This window comes from Arthrobacter sp. FW306-1B-F12A (assembly GCF_058781865.1).
The window spans coordinates 1-17281 of record NZ_JBYSXD010000073.1; the positions used below are offsets into that span (position 1 = coordinate 1).

Here is a 17281-nt window from a genome sequence, read left to right on the forward strand (position 1 = left end):
GGGCGGGCGGGTCAAGTTCCTCGGACTCGCGAGCGATGAGGACCTGAGGAAGGCCTACATTCGCGCTGACCTGTTCTGCATGCCCGGGACCGCCGAACTGCAGTCCCTTGTAACGCTTGAGGCGATGTCGGCGTCGACGCCGGTTCTTCTCGCCAATGCGATGGCCCTGCCGCACCTGGTGCGCGAAGGCGAGAACGGGCATCTGTTTACGCCAGGCGACAGCAACGAGTTGGCAGCCCGGATCACCGAGCTCTTCCGTCTGCCGGCCGGCGAACTCGAAGCCATGGGCAAGGCGAGCCGCGCCATGGTGGAGCCGCACAGCATCGAAGGCACCCTGCAGACGTTCGAGGACCTCTACCGCGGGGCGGGCTACGAAGACAAGGTGATCTAGTCACGTGGAGCCGGCTAGTGTGCCGCTTGGCGTCGGGAGCCGGATTGTTTTGCTAGAGTGTTTTGGCCGGGGACGCTGATAAGGCGGTCCCCGCCGACTCGGGGCTATAGCTCAGCTGGTTAGAGCGCGGGACTCATAATCCTAAGGTCCTCGGTTCAAGTCCGAGTAGCCCTACCGATAATGTGCCCCTGACCTGCGGAAACGCTGGGAAGGGGCACTCTCGTTTTTGCTCTCTGAGGTAGCGAGCCACCGGAAACCCACCGGAAACGTTTTGAGCTAGTTACCGAACGCCTCCAGCAACGAGGTGTTATCCGGTGCCTCATGCGTCTTCTGGATGTAGTGCTTCCTCGTCACGTTTTCGCTCGAGTGGCCAAGCTGGGCGGAAGCCACAGCCACGCCTGACGAGGCTTCCAGCAGGGTTCCAACGGTCTTTCTGAAGGTGTGCGGGGTGACCCACTGGAATCCAAGGTCCAAACTGGCAGAACGCCATTGCCTGCGGAAGTTGTTGGGATCGCGCAGCGAACCGACGGCAGAGGGGAACACGACGTCCCACGGGTTGGCCTCGAGCTGTCCAATTTGCCGTCTCAGGAGCATTTCCACGGCGAAAGACGGTAGGAAGTACCTTTGCCGGGAATTGGCGCTCTTGGGGTGTTCCTGGACGGTCAGCCCCTTCTTGGGCACGTAGACAATCGTTCCGTTCACCGTGACGGTTGGTTTCTCCGATTTTAGATCGACGTCCTTCCAGCGTATGGCCAAGGCCTCACCAATGCGTGCGCCCGTGGCGAGCATGAAGTCGATGACGTCGAGGATGTCCACGGTCGGGTATCGGCCCGCCTGTTTCTTTTCGGCTTCCCATTGCCTGAGACCTGCACGTAATGCCCCAACCTCTGTCACGGTTAGCGCCCGGACTTCCTTGTGATTTATCGGGATCGTCGCCACGTCCCGCAAGGGATTGCCATCCAGGGCGCCGTGGCGCGCTGCGAGGCCGAGCATTCCAGAGAGCACCGTTTTACACTGCTTCGCCGTGCCATTTCCATGCTTGATGCGCATCGTCTTGAGGAAGCGATCTAAAGTGGAGACTGTTGCTTCGCGAATGCGCAAGCCCCCGACTCCGGGAGAAACGTAGTTGTCCAGGATGTCCCTGTATCGAGTGCGCGTATTGATTGCGCGATCAGCGTCCTCAAATTCCGCCCACCAAATCACACCGAGCTTGGAGATCCGAGTGTCCGACGTGATGTCTTCGCCTGCGGGCATGGCGCGGTCAGTGAGCGCAGCAATCAGCAGCCGTTCGGCTTTTCCTCCTTTGTCGTTCTTCGACGTGGCTGCCGCCCGAGCCTCGACTTTTCGGGTGACGCCGTCGAAGTCCCGGAATCTGGCCATCGCACGCCAGACCCCTGGCGATACCTCATCTCGGCTGATCTTCCCCCAGGTGCCGATTTGGAGAGGTGGCCTAGACATCGCTGGCGCTCCCTTCTCGCGCGATTGCCCTGCTTGAGCTCAGTTTAAAGCTGCCAACCGACATTCATTAGGCTGGCCTCTCGCGTGGGCGGCTCGTCAATCCACATGCCGGGCTGCGGACTGGTGGCTGCCGTGCGTCGGGCGCCGTCGATGAGTCGCTGAACGCTCACGGTCTGCGATTTCCTTTCCCATTCGTACTCCGCCGGGACGGGTCCCAGCGGGAGCGGCGAGTCGTTGATGCCCCATCTGTCGCGATAGACAGCGACTCCGCCAATCACGCTGCTTTTGTCGTCTGCGCCAATGTTTGGCGGCAGAGCCTCTAGGAGGTTTCGCTTCCATTCGAAGTCATGCATGAGTGCTTCGAGGGTGACTTTGTCGGTCCTGCGTTGTATTCGCTTATGTATCTGGCTGATTGTGTTGGCAAGGTCGGGCCGGGTGGTGTTGATGACCTCAAACAGGGGATCAGGCGCGGCAACGGGCATCTCGGACAAGAAGTGACTGAGCCGGGAGTGGATGATTGCGGTGGGGTCCTTAGCGGACCCGCTTGTCTCTAACGCCTTGACGACAATCCGTCGTGCACGCGGCAGGCTGACACTTGTGGATCGGCGCCAGGCTGCCACGGTCGCTCCCCACGACGGGGATTGTTGCAGTTCCTCTGCCCTTCCCGGGGCGTGGCTGTTAAGGAACTTGGTCAGGTTCTCGGCGGCGGCGATCTGGGCAATGTAGTCGTATTCGGCGGTGAGCCGTTCCAGGCTGTCGGCGCTGGATCGTTCGGCGTTGCGGACTTCGTGGGCGGTCCGTTCGGCGCCTTCTGCCGCGAGCAATTCGGCGAGGATCTCCTGCCAAGACTCTTGCTGGGAAGGATCAAGAAGCTCGTGATCGCCGGTATCGTTCTCGCTGACGTACGCGTAATTGCCGCCGCGGCCGCGCGTCATGCTCACGTAGAGAAGCTCGCGTGTGAGCCGGCCTTGCGTGACGACCGTGTGTCCAGTGTCCACTGTGATTCCCTGGGAACGATGGGCCGTGGCCGCGTATCCCAGCTCCACTGCCGACTCGACATAGTCGCGGTCCAGGATGACGGTCGCGCCGGTGTCCCTGCGGACCGCCACAAGGGACCCGTCGAGCCTCCCGACACGCAGGACGTCGAGCAGGGTGCCGTTGCGGATGAAGTCACCGTTACTGTCGGCAACGGTGCGGTCGTTGCGGCGCGCGATGACCGTGTCACCCTGGCCGGCATGCAGTCCGTCGCGCAGAAGGACCGTTTGTTCCGCGTCCACTAGTCCTTGGATCACACGGTCGGCCTGGGCGCGTTCGTTGAGCATGCTCACCGCGTCGTTGTCCGCGGCGATGAGAATGGACGTCCTTCCGGCGCCGACGTCGGATTGCCAGTTCAGGTAGGCCTCGTCGACCATGTCGACGTACGTGCCGTGCCGGATCCGCTGGTGTTGGTCGTAGTCGGTGATGGCGGCGATGTCCCCGGCGCGGAGCTTCAGGGAGGCATCACGTTCCCAGACTTGTTCGAACCGCCAGATGGTGCTCAGTCGGGCAGTTTTGCCCTGCCGGTCGAGCCAACCAAGGACGCCACCGGCGTCGATGGCATCCAGCTGTCTGGGGTCGCCCACCAGCAGGACCTTCGCTCCTGCGTCCCAGGCCTGGTGCACCAGCGCCGAGAGCTGAAGGGTGGAGACCATGGAGGCTTCGTCGACGACGACCAACTGATTCGGGTGGATTCGCCACCGGTCCTGCTCGGCGGCCAACCGGGTAGCTTCCTGCGCCAGGCGGGTATTTGTAGCGGCCAAGTGGCGAAGGCGCGCCTCGGCGTCGAAGAAGCGTTCAGCCCTATGGTTGGCTCCCGCACCAACGGATTCGTAGAGCCACTTCGCGACATTCTCGGTGGCCATGGACAGCTCCCGCCCAAGGACCTCGGCGCTCGCCGCCGCAGGCGCCAGCCCGATCACGCTGCCGGCACCGAACTGTTCCTCCCACGCTGCCTTGATCGCGCCGATCGTGGTGGTCTTGCCGGTCCCGGCGGGACCGACGACGGCGTCGAGCCGGTTGCCGCTCACCAGTACCTCGGTAGCAGCGGCCCGCTGGTCCTCATGCAGCCCGAACCTGCCGTGGTGTTTGTAGCCGGCGAGTGCCTCCATGGCGACGATTGGCCGGACGGCGGGGCCGCCGTCGTCGTTCCTTGCTTCCATGACGGTCTCCTCGCTGGCGAGGGTCGTGATGTCGGTGTAAAGGCGGGAGCCGTGGAAGTCGAAGACGCTCTGCCTGCCGAGACGCAGATCGGGCTGCGCGTCCGCGGCGACGCTGTAACGGTATTCGTTCAGAGGGACCGACTGGGTCTCGGCGGCGGTAGCGACGGCGTCGATCAGGGAGTTGCGGTCCTCCGGCGTGTGGCAGCGGATCGCAGCGCACACACGTTCCGCCTCGGCCAACAGATTCCATCGGTTCCATGTGGAGCGCTTGGCCGCGACACGTTCCCGGGTCAGTGATCCGACGGCGTCGACCCAGGACTCTTCGAAGTCGCAGCCTCGGAAAGGGGTGGCATGCGCGCGTCGCACAGTGTTGGCCAGCACGAGGCGGGGTTCGAAACCTTTGGCGAGGGCCCGTGCTTGCCATTGTGCGGAGAGCTCACGCAGCGGCGTGACCGTCTCGGGCTTGGGCTTTCGAGTGGAAAGGGTTGCCTGCTGGCGGAGCTTGATGGTGGTGGCCGCGGTAGGAGGAGTGCCGTGGGCTTTGGTCCATTCGGCCACCAGGCGGTCGGTCTCCGCCTCGATGAGGCGGGAACGTTTGGAGAATTCGCGAAGCAGGCCGTCGTCGACGCCGGCGAGGTGCGCGCCGGGGTTGTGGGTGGTTGCTGCGGGTTCGCGGATGTCGGTGTCGGTTCCGAGGTTCCTGTGGAGGGCGTCGAAAAGCAGTCCGTTGTAGTGTTCGCTTGCGGCGACGGCTACCTTGTAAAGGGTCCTGGAGTCCAGGGTGACCCAGGCGCCGTCGGTGATGCGCTGGACGCGGTTGGCGATGACCAAGTGCGTGTGCAGCTGCGGGTCCCCGGCGCGTGATTCCCAGTGGTCGAACGCGGCGGCGATGGCTCCCCGGGTGCCGATGCGGGCAACGCCGTTGCGCCCCGCCCTCGTGTGGATGACCGATTCTTCCAACCATTCCAGGGTGGCGTTGACGGCGTCGTGATGGGTTGCCAGGATCTGGTCCTGGAGGGCCCGTGGGCTCAGCGCCCAGAGCACGGACACGGATTTCGGGACGCTGAATGTGAGGTCGAAACCGGCAACGGCACGTCGCGTACCGGTTTGTCCTTGGGTGTTTTGGACGACGGTTGGTTGGCCGTGCGGCCGGCCCAGGGGAGCGCCGGATTCCGGATGGACGGTGCGGTCGAAGATGGCTTTAGCGTCGGTTTCGGTGACGGCGTCGCCGCGCCTCCGGCTGATGCCGTCCAGGCCGGAGCCAAGCCAGCGTCCCTGTGGTGTCCCGGCCTTCATGTAGTACGTGGTGGCATCTGCTGGGGCGACCGTCCGATCGTCCATCATCGTGGTCTTGAAGAGGTACTTCAGGCCCGACTGCGCGGAGAGCCTGGCTATCGACATAGTCATGGCTGGGGTGCGGTTGGTAGCCTACGGCTGGGCGTCCATCCGCGGCGGCGCGGGATTGGTGACGGCTCGATCCCAACCCTGCATTCCTCGCAAATTTTCCCATTCACCTCGATTCATCGACACAAAGCCCAACCGCTACATGATCTGCCGGGAGGCGTGGCTCACGCGGAGCCTTGAGTGCCAGAGGTGTAAGGGTCTAGGGGGCTGGCTATTGAGGCATCGTCGATCATCTGAAGGGTGCCAGCTGTTGCCTGGAGAGGATCGAAACGTGAAGTGTGTTTGCTGGCGACGATGAGCAAGGCGTGGGTGCCGCGGGTGAGTTAGGTTTGGCGCTGCGCGCTACAGCCTAGATTCCTGAACCTGCAAGCCGTCGCAGGTCGCGGCATCTCCGTTGCTAGAGCCTCACGGTTCTGCTGGATTTTCCATTCATGACGCGGGATCTGCGATGGTCCTGAAGGTAACCCTCGTCCAGTTCAATGAGATTTCGTGCCATGAGCCGCGGATCTTCCATGATGGATATCCCTCGTGTGTCGCCGCCAGCCCTGTCGGGCGGCGTTGTTTCATGGTTGCCGCCACTGCTGGAGCTATTGTCCATGCTGTCATGTTCCAATAGGCGGGGTCGAGGCCGCAGTTCCTCATTCTGGCGCTCCGGCGCACTGAACACCGCGCAGCATGCCGGAACCATCGCCCGGCACGTCGCCGCCGTTCCGGGCGGCGTCCACAGCGCCAACTCGGCCAGATGCCGCCGGCTCCGGAAAGAAGGCGGCGCCGTCATGGTGACCGACGCGGTCGAACTGAGCGAAATGCTCGCCGGCTAAACCTAAGAACGGGTGGCCGGTCCAAATGTGGGAGCCGGTCATCGCTGACAGTCTGCCGCCCGAGGGCCAATTTTGTAGGGTGAATGGTCGCGGCTTCAGGCCCCGCGCACGTGCGTGCTTTCGGTGAGGGGCCGTGGAGACGGACAGGTCAGGCCGCCAGCCTTGCCTTCCTCATGGTCGTGAGGGAATCCTCCGGTGCCAGGATGCTGAGTTTGCAGTCGGCCTGGAACGGATCGATGTGCGCGGGCAGGTGACGGGACTGGGAGCAGGCGCGGAGCTGTTTAAGAGCGTCTGGTTCGACCCGGGCGCGTGTCACGTCGATTTCGAGAGCGAGGCCTTCCATCAGCGAGTTAGCGCGTTTCAAGACAACATAAAGTGCCTGGAGGCTTTGCGTCGTCACGCGGCCTTGGGCCGCGATCTTGGCGCGGGCGCAATCGATGTCCACACGGACCAGGACGTTGAGCTTGTCTGTCATGGTGCTCCTGCCGTTCACGGGCGGCCGCGACGCTGCGGCCGCCGACGCAAGCTTAGGCAGGAACTGTGACGCACGCAACATCTGTGAGCGCAGGAGTCTGATTCCCGGGCTGCCTTCAGGTCTGACTCCGCGCAAGGACAGACCTCGTCCCGTGATTGCGGCTGGAGCCAAGATACGTACTTCCGAACGAATCTCGGTACCACCCCTGCACACCTGAAAAGCGAAAAGAAGCCGCGATTACGCGACGGATTGTCTAGACCCTGCTGTCCTGCAAGTCCGCCTCGAGGGGCGGCACTACTTCAGCATCCACGCGGTCACCCACCACCGCGAAGTCTCCAGCGGCTACGAGCGGGCGCAGAAGACGGGCAGCGGCCTGTCACGCGTTCGCCACTCGGTCTCGCGTGAACGCGGAGAAAACAAGCACCTGGCCCGTTGTCCTGCCCGTGAAGGTGTGGACGACGCACTCTTCTACCGAAGGCGTGCGGATCAGTTGTTGCCCGTTGTTTGGCCGGAGTGGGTCCGGGATAAAACTGTTTCCGGCGACCTGTGCAGTGGGCGCAGGATCAGTTTCCGCGGGAGCGCCGGCCGCGGGCTATGCATGGTCGAAGATCAGTAAGGTGCCGTTTTGCTACACAGGCAGCTGCCGCCGACACTGGTTTCGCGGGTCCGGCGTACCTTCGCCGGGCGGCCAAAGGCCCTGTCATCCGTTTGACGTCAGGAGTAATCTGGACGGAATTAACCTTCAGGAAAAGCCAGACAGAAGGGCGGTACCAACAAGCGTGAGCCTCAAGGACGAGTGGGACAGGCTCGATTCCGAGACCCGAACATGGCTTCTGGAAAATCCGGCATGTCTGGTCCTACCCCCGGCCATGTCGGCCAAGATCAGCCATGTCGGCCAAGATCAGCAAGGACGCGCAAGAGGATATTGCGTGCGACCCGCAAGGGCAGGTTGTACTCTCCCGCGAAGACCACGATTTTCTCCGGGAGAAAGCCGAAGCCGCCGGAACAATCCGCGTTCCCGCGGGTGAATACCGATTCTTCGACACGGCAACTTTGCCAGTTGTCGGGAAAGCGCCGCCTGAAGCGCGCCACAACGCTACTGGTTGAGGGTCGCTAGCGCCAGCGCGTACGCATAACCACGTATGGAAGCGAACGGACCGCGAGGGTCACAGTCCCGGTTCGGCTTCAACGGGCAGGGACCACGCTCCTATTGATCGGCCAATAACCGGCCTACTAATCTGGGGAAAGTAAGCACGCTTATCATAGTGGTTCAGTGAAGAGCGGGAGGAACGATGGAATCCATCCATGCTTCTCAGCCAAAGCGGCGGCTACCCGTTTCCAGAGGCCGGGGAAATCATTCCCCCAGCCAGGATCCGCCCGTTTCAAGGCCGGACCGGCCCTCGCCTCTCCGTCGCTTCCTCGGCCTGCTTGGGCCGGGCCTGGTGACCGGATCGGCCGATGATGACCCGTCAGGCATTGCGACCTACGCGCAGGCGGGCGCCACCTTTTCCAACGGCATGCTCTGGACCGCGCCGGCGACGTTGCCGATGATGATGGCAGTCCAGGAAATTTGCGACCGCACTGCCCTCGCCACCGGGGACAGTCTGGGGAGGCTTGCCCGCCGCAAATTCTCCAGAAAACCTCGCGTGGTGATCGGCATCCTGATCGTCGCCCTGCTAGCTGCAAACACCCTGAACGCTGCGGCGGACTTGATGGCAATCGGGCAAGGGATGGAATTGCTCGGGGCCGGGCCCGGCCATCTCTGGAGTGCTGTCGCCGGCGTCGGAATAGCCATTGCCTTGATGGTCGGCGGCTTCGACATCATCTCCAAAACCTTCAAGTGGCTCTGCATGGCACTGCTGGCGTACGTCGCGGTCCTGTTCGTTGCCAAGGTGGACTGGGGCGACGTCGCGAAGGGGCTATTCGGCCTGCAGTTCCGGCCAAGCCTGGACTACCTGGCACTGATTGTCGCCGTCCTGGGCACCACCATCTCCCCCTACTTGTTTTTCTGGCAAAGCGCCCACAGGATCGAGGAACTCCGCGAGGAAGACGATGGGAACGCGCAAGAAGTCAGCCTGGGGGAAAGAGCCCCCGCACCGGCTGCGCACAAGCTCCGCAACGCCCGCGCCGACGTGTTCACCGGCATGTTCTTCTCCGTCTTGGTCATGTTCGCCATCATGGCGGCCACCGCCGCGACGCTTGGCAAAAACGGGACGGACGTCAAGACTGCGGCGGACGCGGCCAAAGCACTGGAACCCATCGCGGGACCGGCCGCCAAGTTTCTCTTCGCCGTCGGGTTCATCGGCTCGGGGATACTGGCAGTCCCCGTCCTCGCCGCAGCCGGATCCGCCGGGCTGGCCGGGCTTCTCGACAAGAATTGGGGATTCGACCGCCGCCCCGGCAAGGCGCGCACGTTCTACGTACTTCTCGGCGTGGGGACCATCGGGGGCGTCATCATCAGCTTCTTCGCCACCGACCCCATCGGGTTGCTGATCCTGAGCGCGATCATCAACGGTATCGCCGCCGCCCCGTTCCTCATCGTCACTATGCTCATCGCCAGGGACAAAGAGATCATGGGCGAGTACCGCAACGGCAAACTCGCCGGCACGCTCGGTTGGGCCACCACCGCCATCATGGTTGTCGCCGGAGCCGTCGGCATCTGGACCTCCGTCACCGGAAGCTCATAATGCGCACGGGCTCCGGGTCGCGCCGTTTGAATTCCATGGCGGCTGGCCAGCTTCCAATCGTTACTTCCGGGTTCTTTTCCGGAGCCCGGCCTGCCCCCGGCAGTTCACGAGCATCTGTTCTAGGCTAGATGCCTTCCTCCGGTGACTCCGATGACTGATCCTGACATGTAACTGGCTTCCGCGGTGGCCAGTAACACGAAGCTTGACGCCAGTTCAGCTGGTTGACCGGCCCGCCCGAGAGGTGTGTCCTCGCCGAAATGCACAATTTTTTCGCTCGGCTGGGTCGGGGGCTGAAGAGGCGTCCAGATCGGTCCGGGTGCCACGGCGTTGACGCGGATTCCGCGTGGCCCCAGTGACTCCGCAAGTGAGAAAGTCATGTTGATGATGGCCGCCTTGGTGGCGGCGTAGTCGATAAGGCTCGGGCTCGGGTGGTAGCCCTGGATGGACGACACGTTGATGATCGCGGAGCCTGGCTGCAGATGGGGCAGCGCGGCTTTGGTCAGCCAGAAAAGGGCATAGACGTTGGATTTGAAGGTCCGGTCGAACTGCTCGCTCGTGAGGTCTTCGATTCCTTCGCTCGTGGTCATTTGATAGCCGGCATTGTTCACGAGAACGTTCAGCCCACCGAACTCCGCAACAGTTTGGGAGACGACATCCTGGCAGAAAGCCTCGTCGCAGAGGTCACCGGGCAACGCCAAGGCGCTCCGACCGGCATCTTCGATCAACTGGACTGTGTGCACCGCGTCTTGTTCTTCTTCAGGCAGGTACGTGAAGGCAACGTCGGCTCCTTCACGGGCGAAGGCAATCGCGGCAGCCCTTCCGATGCCGGAATCAGCGCCGGTGATCAGGGTCCTGAAACCCTCCATGCGGTGGTGGCCGATGTAAGTGCTTTCGCCGTGATCCGGGCGGGGACGCATCGCGTCGGTCCAGCCAGGGTAGTCCTGCGGCTGAGCTTCGAACGAGCCTCCCGGGTACAAGGTCCGGGGATCTCCCGCAGCCTCGGGAGTCTCCGGGCGGCCGACTATCTGGTTTTCGAGGGCCGCCGCAATGTCCTCGTCTAAATCGGTGGAGTCCAAATAATTCGGGATTGATTCGGCCTCGCCAAACGGCGAATCGTTAGCCTTCCTCTCATCCTGAGGGAAATTGCTCTCTGTCATTACTATTCCTCCATCAGCCCTGGATGCTTCAATCGGCGGACGTGTTGTCTGCCATTAGTGGTTCCATATCGTCGAGTGGCCCGCGACGGCGTTGCCGTCCTGGGCCTTCTCTCACGGATAACGGGAAACTCCTCGAACTTGACGCATTGGTATTTGGGTGTTCTGGACCGGCCCGGTGGTCGAAGGCCTGGTCGTCTTAAGAACGTAAAACCGGCAGCCGGTGTGTGCAAGTTCTTCAGCATACTTATCTTCGTCGGGAGCCCCTATGGAGCGAACTTGGCCGCGATCCAACATGGGGTCTTCGCGTACAAGGATGCACGCGCTCGAATGGGAAGATAAGTATGCTGCCGGCGACCGTTTTTCCAGCCGCCATGGCCACTCGGATACGTGACAGGAGTATGCGTCATGAATGACCTGCATCGGTCCGTTAACGTCAACGTTCCAGTCCGGCTGGCCTATGAACAGTGGATGCGGTTGAGGAGTTCCCGTTGTTTATTAGCGGAGTCGAGTCCGCGACATGGATCAATGAGGTCCAGGTCCGGTTCGAAGCGGTTGTTGGCGCAGTGTCCCGCGAGTACGATGCGTGGATCGTCGCCCGGGAACCGGACGAACAAATTGCCTGGCAGAGTGTTCGCCACCCCTCACGGGAGGAACGGTACTTCTCGAGCCGATGGGGCCAACGGAAACAAAGATACTCTTGCGTCTGAGTTGGGAGACGGCTTATCGGGGGGTATGCCGGGGAGGGCATCGGGTCTGGACGCTTACCCGATCCAGGAGGATCTGGAACGCTTAGAGGAACTCGTTGAGGGCAGCCTGCAAGGGGACGCAGCAAGTTAGCGGGATTCTGGACGGTCCACCGGCGAGATCAGCGCGGGGTGGCGTTCACTTACCCGTCCGGCCCGACCCATGCAGGTTGCATGGAGGCAACCTGCGGGCTCGGAGGGTGTTGGCGTGTGTCGTTCGGCGAGCCCGTTGACGACGGTTGGTTCTCAACGGTCACGCTAATGGCTGTGGGCCGTTCAGCGTTCGGCGGCGGGATTGCTTGTGCCTTGGGCTGCTTTGGCGGCCGTTGGGCCGCCCCCGGGGCCACGGAGAATATAGGCGGCCCCGACGGCGAGGAGCATGCCGACAGCAGGGCCGAGGATGTAGATCCACAAGGATTCGTAATCGCCAGATGCGAAGGCTGGCCCGGCAGACCTGGCGGGGTTCATAGAGGAGCCGCTGACAGGCCCTGCCCATAAGCCGGCGAGCACAATATAGGCGCCGGCGGCGAGGGCTGAAAGCGGCCCGATGCTTTGCGCCCCGGATGCGGCACCCAGGATTGTGCTCACGAGCCCAAGCGTCAACAGTACTTCGATGATGAGGGCTTGGGCCGGGGTGAACCCATGGGCAGGATGGGTTCCACCCAAGCGGTCCTGCAGACCGAAAGTCAGGCGGAGAGCCACTGCGGCGGTAGTTGCGCCGGCCAGCTGTGCCAGGATGTACCCCGGAACCCGCCTCCAAGGGAAGTCCCGGCGCAAAGCGAAGGCCAGTGTGACCACTGGATTGAGGTGGGCTCCAGAGTTCGTGCCCATGAACAGGATGATTGCGGTCACGGTCAGCCCCGGAGCGGTGACGGCGGCGACCCGGCCTACGGCTCCGCCGGTGACTGAATCGATGATGTCTGCCCCCGCTGCAGCTAGCACAAGCAGGAATGTTCCGAATGTTTCGCTGAAAAGCCGGCGGACTTCATGTGAAGGGTCGTTGAACTCGTTCACTTGGGTGCGCTGGGCCCTGGAAAGTCCGAGGCCGGGCAGATGGTCGTTCTCCGGAGATTCTCCCCGTCGGGCGCGCGAGTCAGCCGTCTCTCGGTCTGCCATCAGTAGTTCCTTCTCCTTCCGTGGCGGACTGTGTTCAGGTTGTCGATCAGCTCGTCCATGGTCCCGTTCTACCAGCCGGGAAGCGCACGCGGGAGCCCTTTATGGCCCAGTACTCCTGAAGCTGTCATAAGGTGCCAGAACCTACAGGCGTCGCCGTACTCGTGCCGCCAAATTTTGTCTAGTTCTTAGGGTCGGCCTTACGGATGTATTCGTAGACGGTTTGGCGGCTGATGCCGTACTCGCGGGCAAGGACCGCTTTTGGCTCCCCCGCCGCGGCGCGCCGGGCCAGGTCTGCCGCCCGTTCGGTGGATAGGACTTTCTTCCGTCCCCGGTAGGCTCCGCGTCGTTTGGCCAGGGTTATCCCCTCTCTTTGGCGTTCACCGATGAGGGCACGCTCGAATTCCGCGAAGGCGCCCATGACGGAGAGCATGAGGTTTGCCAGGGGTGAGTCGTCCCCGGTGAAGGTGAGGTTTTCCTTGACGAACTCGACGCGTACGCCCCGGCCGGTCAGTTTCTGCACCACGGATCGCAGGTCATCGAGGTTGCGTGCCAGCCGGTCCATGCTGTGCACGATCACGGTGTCCCCGTCGCGGGCGAACTTCAGGAGTTCTTCCAGCTGGGGCCGTTTCGTATCCTTGCCCGATGCCTTGTCGGTGAACACCCGGCCCAGCTCGATGTCCTCGAGTTGACACAGGGTGCTCTGATCCAGGCTGCTGACCCTGACGTATCCCAGACGCTGGCCGTTCACGCTACCTCCCGATCGAAACTGTCAGGATGAAATCTAAGACCCCCGCCAACGCATGTCAATAAATAGAAATACGGACTTCATTCTGACATGTGGCCTGAGATCATGCCTGACGTCAGTCTGGGGTGTGACCCAAGCTGACACTCAAGGCTTGGCGTTCAATTTCACGCCGTTACTAACTCAAACCCCGAAGCCATTGAATATGCACGATTCCCTGTACGCGCTGGCCGGCTGGGGCAGGGTCGACTCGCCGGCACCTGGTCAAGGGCGGGACCGGCGGACTGCATGGGATCATCGGTCCATGAGTTTTACTGGCGTGCCGGGTGCCCCGGATAAGGGTTTCAATTCTGTGGCGCATCATTCGCGGCTTCGGGTCCTGGTAATGGCCGTTTTGGGCTTGGGGACCGCCCTGGCTGTTGGAATATTGAATTCCTGGGCGTACGCACCGGCGCTGGGCTGGGCTGTGGCGTCCCTGACGTATCTTGTCTGGGTCTGGGCGGTTGTCGGGCGGCTGCCTGCCGAAGCCACGGCGGCCCATGCACGGCGCGAGGATCCTGGCCGGGGCGTCTCGGACGTCTTGGTGCTGGCTGCCACGGTGGCGAGTTTCGCCGGGGTGGCGCTGATCCTGCTGGAGGCTTCCAATGCCCAAGGGGGTGCGAAGGCGGCTATCATTTCCATGGCCCTGGGCAGCGTTGCCTTGTCCTGGTTTCTGGTCCATACGCTTTTTGCCCTTCGCTACGCGTCGATCTATTACCGGGACAGGGCCGGTGTGGACTTCAACGAGGACGCAATGCCCCGTTTCCTGGACTTCGCCTATTTGTCCTTCACCGTCGGGATGACCTTCCAGGTTTCCGATACCGACCTGAAGACCGACGCCATCCGCACCACCGTGCTGCGCCAGGCGCTCCTGTCCTATCTGCTGGGGGCCATAGTGTTGGCCACGACCATCAACCTTGTCTCCGGCCTTATCCACTGAACGCAGGAAGTACTTGGCAGATGGACAGCCCGCGGGCCCGGGGAACGCTGCTGATCCGGCACCCGGCCGGGCCGGCGGGCCCGTTGTCAACGCGTCCAGGTGCTGCTATGACCGTTCTATCGGCGGTCCCGGGCGGCGGCCGGTTGATGGGAGTCATGATGGATGCGCAGTGGATCGCCGGCTTCGCCGGCGGCTATGTGGCAGCGGCGGTCACGGTGTTCCTGTTGTACTTGCCTTTCCTGGTTCTTTTCGGTGTGCTGCTTCTTGCGGCGGGCTTGCTGGAGCTGCTGGCGCTGCCGTTTCTGGTGTTGTTCCGGAGACTCCGGGGCCGCGGAAAACCCGGCTCCTCATCCGGCGGGTCCTGGCTTCCCGGTTGACCCGTCACCGGGTCCAGGACGTTCCGTTGGCGACCACTTCAAGGGAGCGCTGGCTTCCCGGCCGGTTCAGGCGCTCAGGGGCAGCGTCGGGCCGTCGTGCGGTCAGGTGCGGAGGGTTTTCAGTGCTGTGGTCCAGGAGATCAGCTGGTCCAGGAGGGGGTTCAGGGCCTCTTCGGCGGTTTCGCTGGGGGTGAAGGTGGTGAAGTTTTCGAACTCGGTGGCGAAGGGCAAGGCGACCTGGGCCCTGACGTCGGCGATCTGGAGTTCACCGGCGATGAGGCGGAGGTTTTCGACGGCGCGGACCCCGCCGGCGCCTCCGTAGGAGACGAAGCCGGCGGCTTTGTTGTTCCATTCCGCGTAGAGGAAGTCCAGGGCGTTCTTCAGAACCCCGGGAACGGAGTGGTTGTACTCGGCGGTGACGAAGATGAACCCGTCGAACCCCGAAATGGTCCGGGCCCAGGCCTTGGTGTGCTCGTGCTTGTAGTCCCCGAGCGATGGGGGTACGGGCTCGTCCAGCAGCGGCAGCTTGTAGTCGGCCAGGTCCAGGATCTCGAAGTCGGCGCCTCCGTGCGCGGCTGCCCGGGCCAGGACCCAGTCCGCTACCTGCCTGCTCCGGCGCCCGGGCCGGGTGCTGCCGACCACGACGGCGATCCTTACCATGTGAACCACTCCTTCTTCCTGTCGGTTCTTGTTGCCGGTTTTTGCACGCGATACGTGTTCGAAGCCCGGGCGGGCCGGGAGCGGGTAATGAGGTCCCCGGCGGTCCGGGAGTATTCGGGGTCAGCCGGTGCCTGAGGTGTTTGCCAGGGTGGCGGTGAAGGTCTTGGTATCGGTTCCCCGCCGGGCGGTGAGGTCGACTTGTTGGCCGGGTTGGGCCTTGCGCAGGGCGGCGAGAAGGTCGGTGACCTGGGTGATTTTCTGCCCGGCGACGGAGGTGATGATGTCTCTTGCCCGGATGCCGGCCTTGTCCGCCGGGCCTGCGGGGGAAACCTGGATGACGAGTGCGCCCGTTGTGGTTGCCAGGTTGAACCGCTTCACGATTTCCGGGCTTAGATCGGCAGGGACCAGCCCGAGGACGGCGTGGGAGGCTTTCCCGTTCTTCAGCAGCTGGTCCGCGACGTTCGTCACCGTGGCCGAGGGCGTGACGAATCCGATGGCCACGGCTCCGGAGCTCGGCGGCAGGTATGCCTCGGAGAGCCCGATGACCGCTCCTGTTGCGTCGGCGACGGCGCCGCCGGAATTTCCGGGCGAGATGGGGGCATCGGTCTGGATCAGGTCCAGGGCTCCTTGCGGCTGTTCCCGGGACGGGGGCATGTTGCGGTGGAGCCCGGAAACGATCCCTGAGGTGACGGTTTCTTCCAGGCCCAGCGGGGTGCCGATCACGACGGTCAGGGCCCCGACCTCGGGAGTGGCCGTGGAGAACCGTGCCGCGGGAAGACCTGAACGGTCCGCCTTGATGACCGCCACGTCCGTGGGGTCATCGACGGCAATGACCGACGCATTGGTCTGGGTGCCGTCGGCCAGTTGGACCCGGACGCTCTTGAAGGGCTGCCTTTGCTGGTCTTCAACCACGTGCGCGTCGGTCACGATGCTGCCGTCCCCGCGGTAGATCACGCCGCTGCCGATCCCTGCCTGCGTGGTGATCGTCACCACCGAAGGCTCGACTTCCTTCACCACCTGCGGTATAGACAGGTTCGCCGCCGGCACCGGGAGCACGCCCGGCGGGCCAGGCGAAGCAGTTCCGGCGGAGGACCCGCCACCGGAAGCCGGACCTGAGGTGGCCGGGGCTTGCCCGGCGCCGGGTCCGGTGCACCCCGGAACCGTGAGCAGCACCGCTGCGGCGAGAAGCGCGGCCGCTTGGCCGTTCCTGAACCTGAAGCCGAACATCCTTGTTCCCTTCCCTCGGCTGCTCTTGGCCCCTGCCCGTTGCCGGCCCGGCGCCCCGTTTTGTGGCTCCAGGCAACCGGCTGCACGGAAATTATCTCTCCAAAGAGCCTCGGGCGCACCAGCCCGATCGTGCCGGTCCTGGCCCGATGCGGTCCGCACGCGTTCCGCGGTGCTTCATGCACTGGCCAAGCCTGTTGGGGGATTCAGAGACCCAGACGCGTCTTGAGAGCTTCCGAAACCGGATGGCCTGCCGGACGGGCTCCAGCGGGCGCGGGTCACCGTCCGTCAGGGCGCCGGCCGTGGGGAGGCATAGGCGTCCCGGGGTTTATTCAGCCGTGTCCGCTGCCGGTCCGGTCTTGGGTTCAGTGGCGGCCCGGTTCTGCCGGCGCTGCCATGCCAGTGCTGCTGCCGCGGCGGCCGCGGCGAGGATGCCGGCGGCCAGCCATGCCTTGCCGTGGCCTGTGGGCCTGAGTTTCCGTTCCGCCCGGCGGAGGGTTGCTTCGGCTGATTTCCGGGCCTGTTTGGCGGCCTTTTTCTTCCCGGTAAGGGTCAGGACCACGGCGTGGACCACGTCGGGGGACGTTGGCTTCCCCGAGCCTGGCCAGGGCCCACCGGATCGCGGCTTCGGTCTGGGGCGAGGGATCCTCGATGGCGTGTTTGATCCAGGCGGCGGTGCGGTGCTGGATGTCGTGTGTGGATTTGTTCAATGCGGTCATGGTCATCCTTTCCGGAACGGGTTGGGGGCCCGTGTATGCGGCGGGGAGCCTGGCTGCAGCACATCCGGGTGTCGGACATGCCGGGATGGGTGCGGCCGGTTACCGGCGGCGGGTGGGATCGGGGTGCGGC

The 17281-nt window shown here is 63.4% G+C and carries 14 protein-coding genes, 1 tRNA gene and 1 pseudogene; 7 read left to right on the forward strand and 9 right to left on the reverse strand.

The features are described 5' to 3' along the window. Nucleotides 1-391 (forward strand): glycosyltransferase (locus tag AC3WJU_RS21420; RefSeq protein WP_492260804.1); only part of this gene is annotated, 391 nt, incomplete at its 5' end. Nucleotides 392-491: 100 nt separating this feature from the next. Next, nucleotides 492-565: transfer RNA gene (locus AC3WJU_RS21425), tRNA-Ile, on the forward strand. 102 nt (nt 566-667) lie between these two features. Here AC3WJU_RS21425 and AC3WJU_RS21430 read toward each other — a convergent pair. Then, entirely contained in the window at nt 668-1849 is a 1182-nt protein-coding gene (locus AC3WJU_RS21430) for a tyrosine-type recombinase/integrase (RefSeq protein ID WP_306961394.1), read from the reverse strand. A 44-nt stretch (nt 1850-1893) separates the two neighbouring features. Beyond that, nucleotides 1894-5454: a MobF family relaxase gene (gene mobF, locus AC3WJU_RS21435; protein WP_492260805.1), complete on the reverse strand. Its 3561-nt coding sequence runs from the start codon at nt 5452-5454 to the stop codon at nt 1894-1896. A gap of 641 nt (nt 5455-6095) precedes the next feature. Here mobF and AC3WJU_RS21440 point away from each other — a divergent pair. Further along, nucleotides 6096-6272 (forward strand): annotated as a pseudogene (locus AC3WJU_RS21440) (DNA-processing protein DprA); the annotation flags it as partial. Nucleotides 6273-6420: 148 nt separating this feature from the next. Here the strand turns inward: AC3WJU_RS21440 and AC3WJU_RS21445 are convergent. Beyond that, entirely contained in the window at nt 6421-6747 is a 327-nt protein-coding gene (locus tag AC3WJU_RS21445) for a hypothetical protein (RefSeq protein ID WP_306961398.1), read from the reverse strand. 888 nt (nt 6748-7635) lie between these two features. Between AC3WJU_RS21445 and AC3WJU_RS21450 the strand changes: the two genes are divergently transcribed. After that, entirely contained in the window at nt 7636-7854 is a 219-nt protein-coding gene (locus tag AC3WJU_RS21450; protein WP_492260806.1) for a hypothetical protein, read from the forward strand. A 335-nt stretch (nt 7855-8189) separates the two neighbouring features. Continuing rightward, on the forward strand, nt 8190-9434 hold the full coding sequence (locus tag AC3WJU_RS21455) for an Nramp family divalent metal transporter (protein ID WP_492260807.1): 1245 nt from the start codon (nt 8190-8192) through the stop codon (nt 9432-9434). Between the two features lie 119 nt (nt 9435-9553). Here AC3WJU_RS21455 and AC3WJU_RS21460 read toward each other — a convergent pair whose 3' ends face one another. From AC3WJU_RS21460 to AC3WJU_RS21470, 3 genes are all read right to left on the reverse strand, one after another. Continuing rightward, nucleotides 9554-10591 (reverse strand): SDR family oxidoreductase, encoded by a 1038-nt coding sequence (locus AC3WJU_RS21460; RefSeq protein WP_370872190.1) that lies wholly within the window; start codon nt 10589-10591, stop codon nt 9554-9556. Between the two features lie 1019 nt (nt 10592-11610). Continuing rightward, nucleotides 11611-12450 (reverse strand): MIP/aquaporin family protein, encoded by an 840-nt coding sequence (locus AC3WJU_RS21465; protein WP_307055715.1) that lies wholly within the window; start codon nt 12448-12450, stop codon nt 11611-11613. Between the two features lie 178 nt (nt 12451-12628). Continuing rightward, nucleotides 12629-13198: a recombinase family protein gene (locus AC3WJU_RS21470; protein WP_284990501.1), complete on the reverse strand. Its 570-nt coding sequence runs from the start codon at nt 13196-13198 to the stop codon at nt 12629-12631. Between the two features lie 298 nt (nt 13199-13496). Between AC3WJU_RS21470 and AC3WJU_RS21475 the strand changes: the two genes are divergently transcribed. Further along, nucleotides 13497-14171 carry a DUF1345 domain-containing protein gene (locus tag AC3WJU_RS21475; RefSeq protein ID WP_284990502.1) on the forward strand — a complete coding sequence of 225 codons (675 nt, stop codon included), beginning with the start codon at nt 13497-13499 and terminating at the stop codon, nt 14169-14171. Nucleotides 14172-14278: 107 nt separating this feature from the next. Then, nucleotides 14279-14548 (forward strand): hypothetical protein, encoded by a 270-nt coding sequence (locus AC3WJU_RS21480; protein ID WP_306961405.1) that lies wholly within the window; start codon nt 14279-14281, stop codon nt 14546-14548. Between the two features lie 102 nt (nt 14549-14650). Here the strand turns inward: AC3WJU_RS21480 and AC3WJU_RS21485 are convergent, their stop codons facing one another. The 3 genes from AC3WJU_RS21485 to AC3WJU_RS21495 form a co-directional block, all read right to left on the reverse strand. Further along, nucleotides 14651-15208 (reverse strand): NADPH-dependent FMN reductase, encoded by a 558-nt coding sequence (locus AC3WJU_RS21485; RefSeq protein WP_306961408.1) that lies wholly within the window; start codon nt 15206-15208, stop codon nt 14651-14653. Nucleotides 15209-15328: 120 nt separating this feature from the next. After that, nucleotides 15329-16435 carry a S1C family serine protease gene (locus tag AC3WJU_RS21490; RefSeq protein ID WP_492260808.1) on the reverse strand — a complete coding sequence of 369 codons (1107 nt, stop codon included), beginning with the start codon at nt 16433-16435 and terminating at the stop codon, nt 15329-15331. Between the two features lie 325 nt (nt 16436-16760). Beyond that, a complete protein-coding gene (locus AC3WJU_RS21495; RefSeq protein ID WP_492260809.1) occupies nt 16761-17006 on the reverse strand; it encodes a hypothetical protein in 246 nt (81 codons plus the stop codon). Between the last annotated feature and the right edge of the window lie 275 nt (nt 17007-17281).

What these genes read in the sequence shown, in the direction of transcription:
- AC3WJU_RS21465 (WP_307055715.1), bottom strand. Translation starts at nt 12,450, where the DNA reads ATGGCAGACCGAGAGACGGCTGACTCGCGCGCCCGACGGGGAGAATCT.
- AC3WJU_RS21490 (WP_492260808.1), bottom strand. Translation starts at nt 16,435, where the DNA reads ATGTTCGGCTTCAGGTTCAGGAACGGCCAAGCGGCCGCGCTTCTCGCC.
- AC3WJU_RS21485 (WP_306961408.1), bottom strand. Translation starts at nt 15,208, where the DNA reads ATGGTAAGGATCGCCGTCGTGGTCGGCAGCACCCGGCCCGGGCGCCGG.
- AC3WJU_RS21450 (WP_492260806.1), top strand. Translation starts at nt 7,636, where the DNA reads ATGTCGGCCAAGATCAGCAAGGACGCGCAAGAGGATATTGCGTGCGAC.
- mobF (WP_492260805.1), bottom strand. Translation starts at nt 5,454, where the DNA reads ATGACTATGTCGATAGCCAGGCTCTCCGCGCAGTCGGGCCTGAAGTAC.
- AC3WJU_RS21480 (WP_306961405.1), top strand. Translation starts at nt 14,279, where the DNA reads ATGACCGTTCTATCGGCGGTCCCGGGCGGCGGCCGGTTGATGGGAGTC.
- AC3WJU_RS21475 (WP_284990502.1), top strand. Translation starts at nt 13,497, where the DNA reads ATGAGTTTTACTGGCGTGCCGGGTGCCCCGGATAAGGGTTTCAATTCT.
- AC3WJU_RS21460 (WP_370872190.1), bottom strand. Translation starts at nt 10,591, where the DNA reads ATGACAGAGAGCAATTTCCCTCAGGATGAGAGGAAGGCTAACGATTCG.
- AC3WJU_RS21445 (WP_306961398.1), bottom strand. Translation starts at nt 6,747, where the DNA reads ATGACAGACAAGCTCAACGTCCTGGTCCGTGTGGACATCGATTGCGCC.
- AC3WJU_RS21430 (WP_306961394.1), bottom strand. Translation starts at nt 1,849, where the DNA reads ATGTCTAGGCCACCTCTCCAAATCGGCACCTGGGGGAAGATCAGCCGA.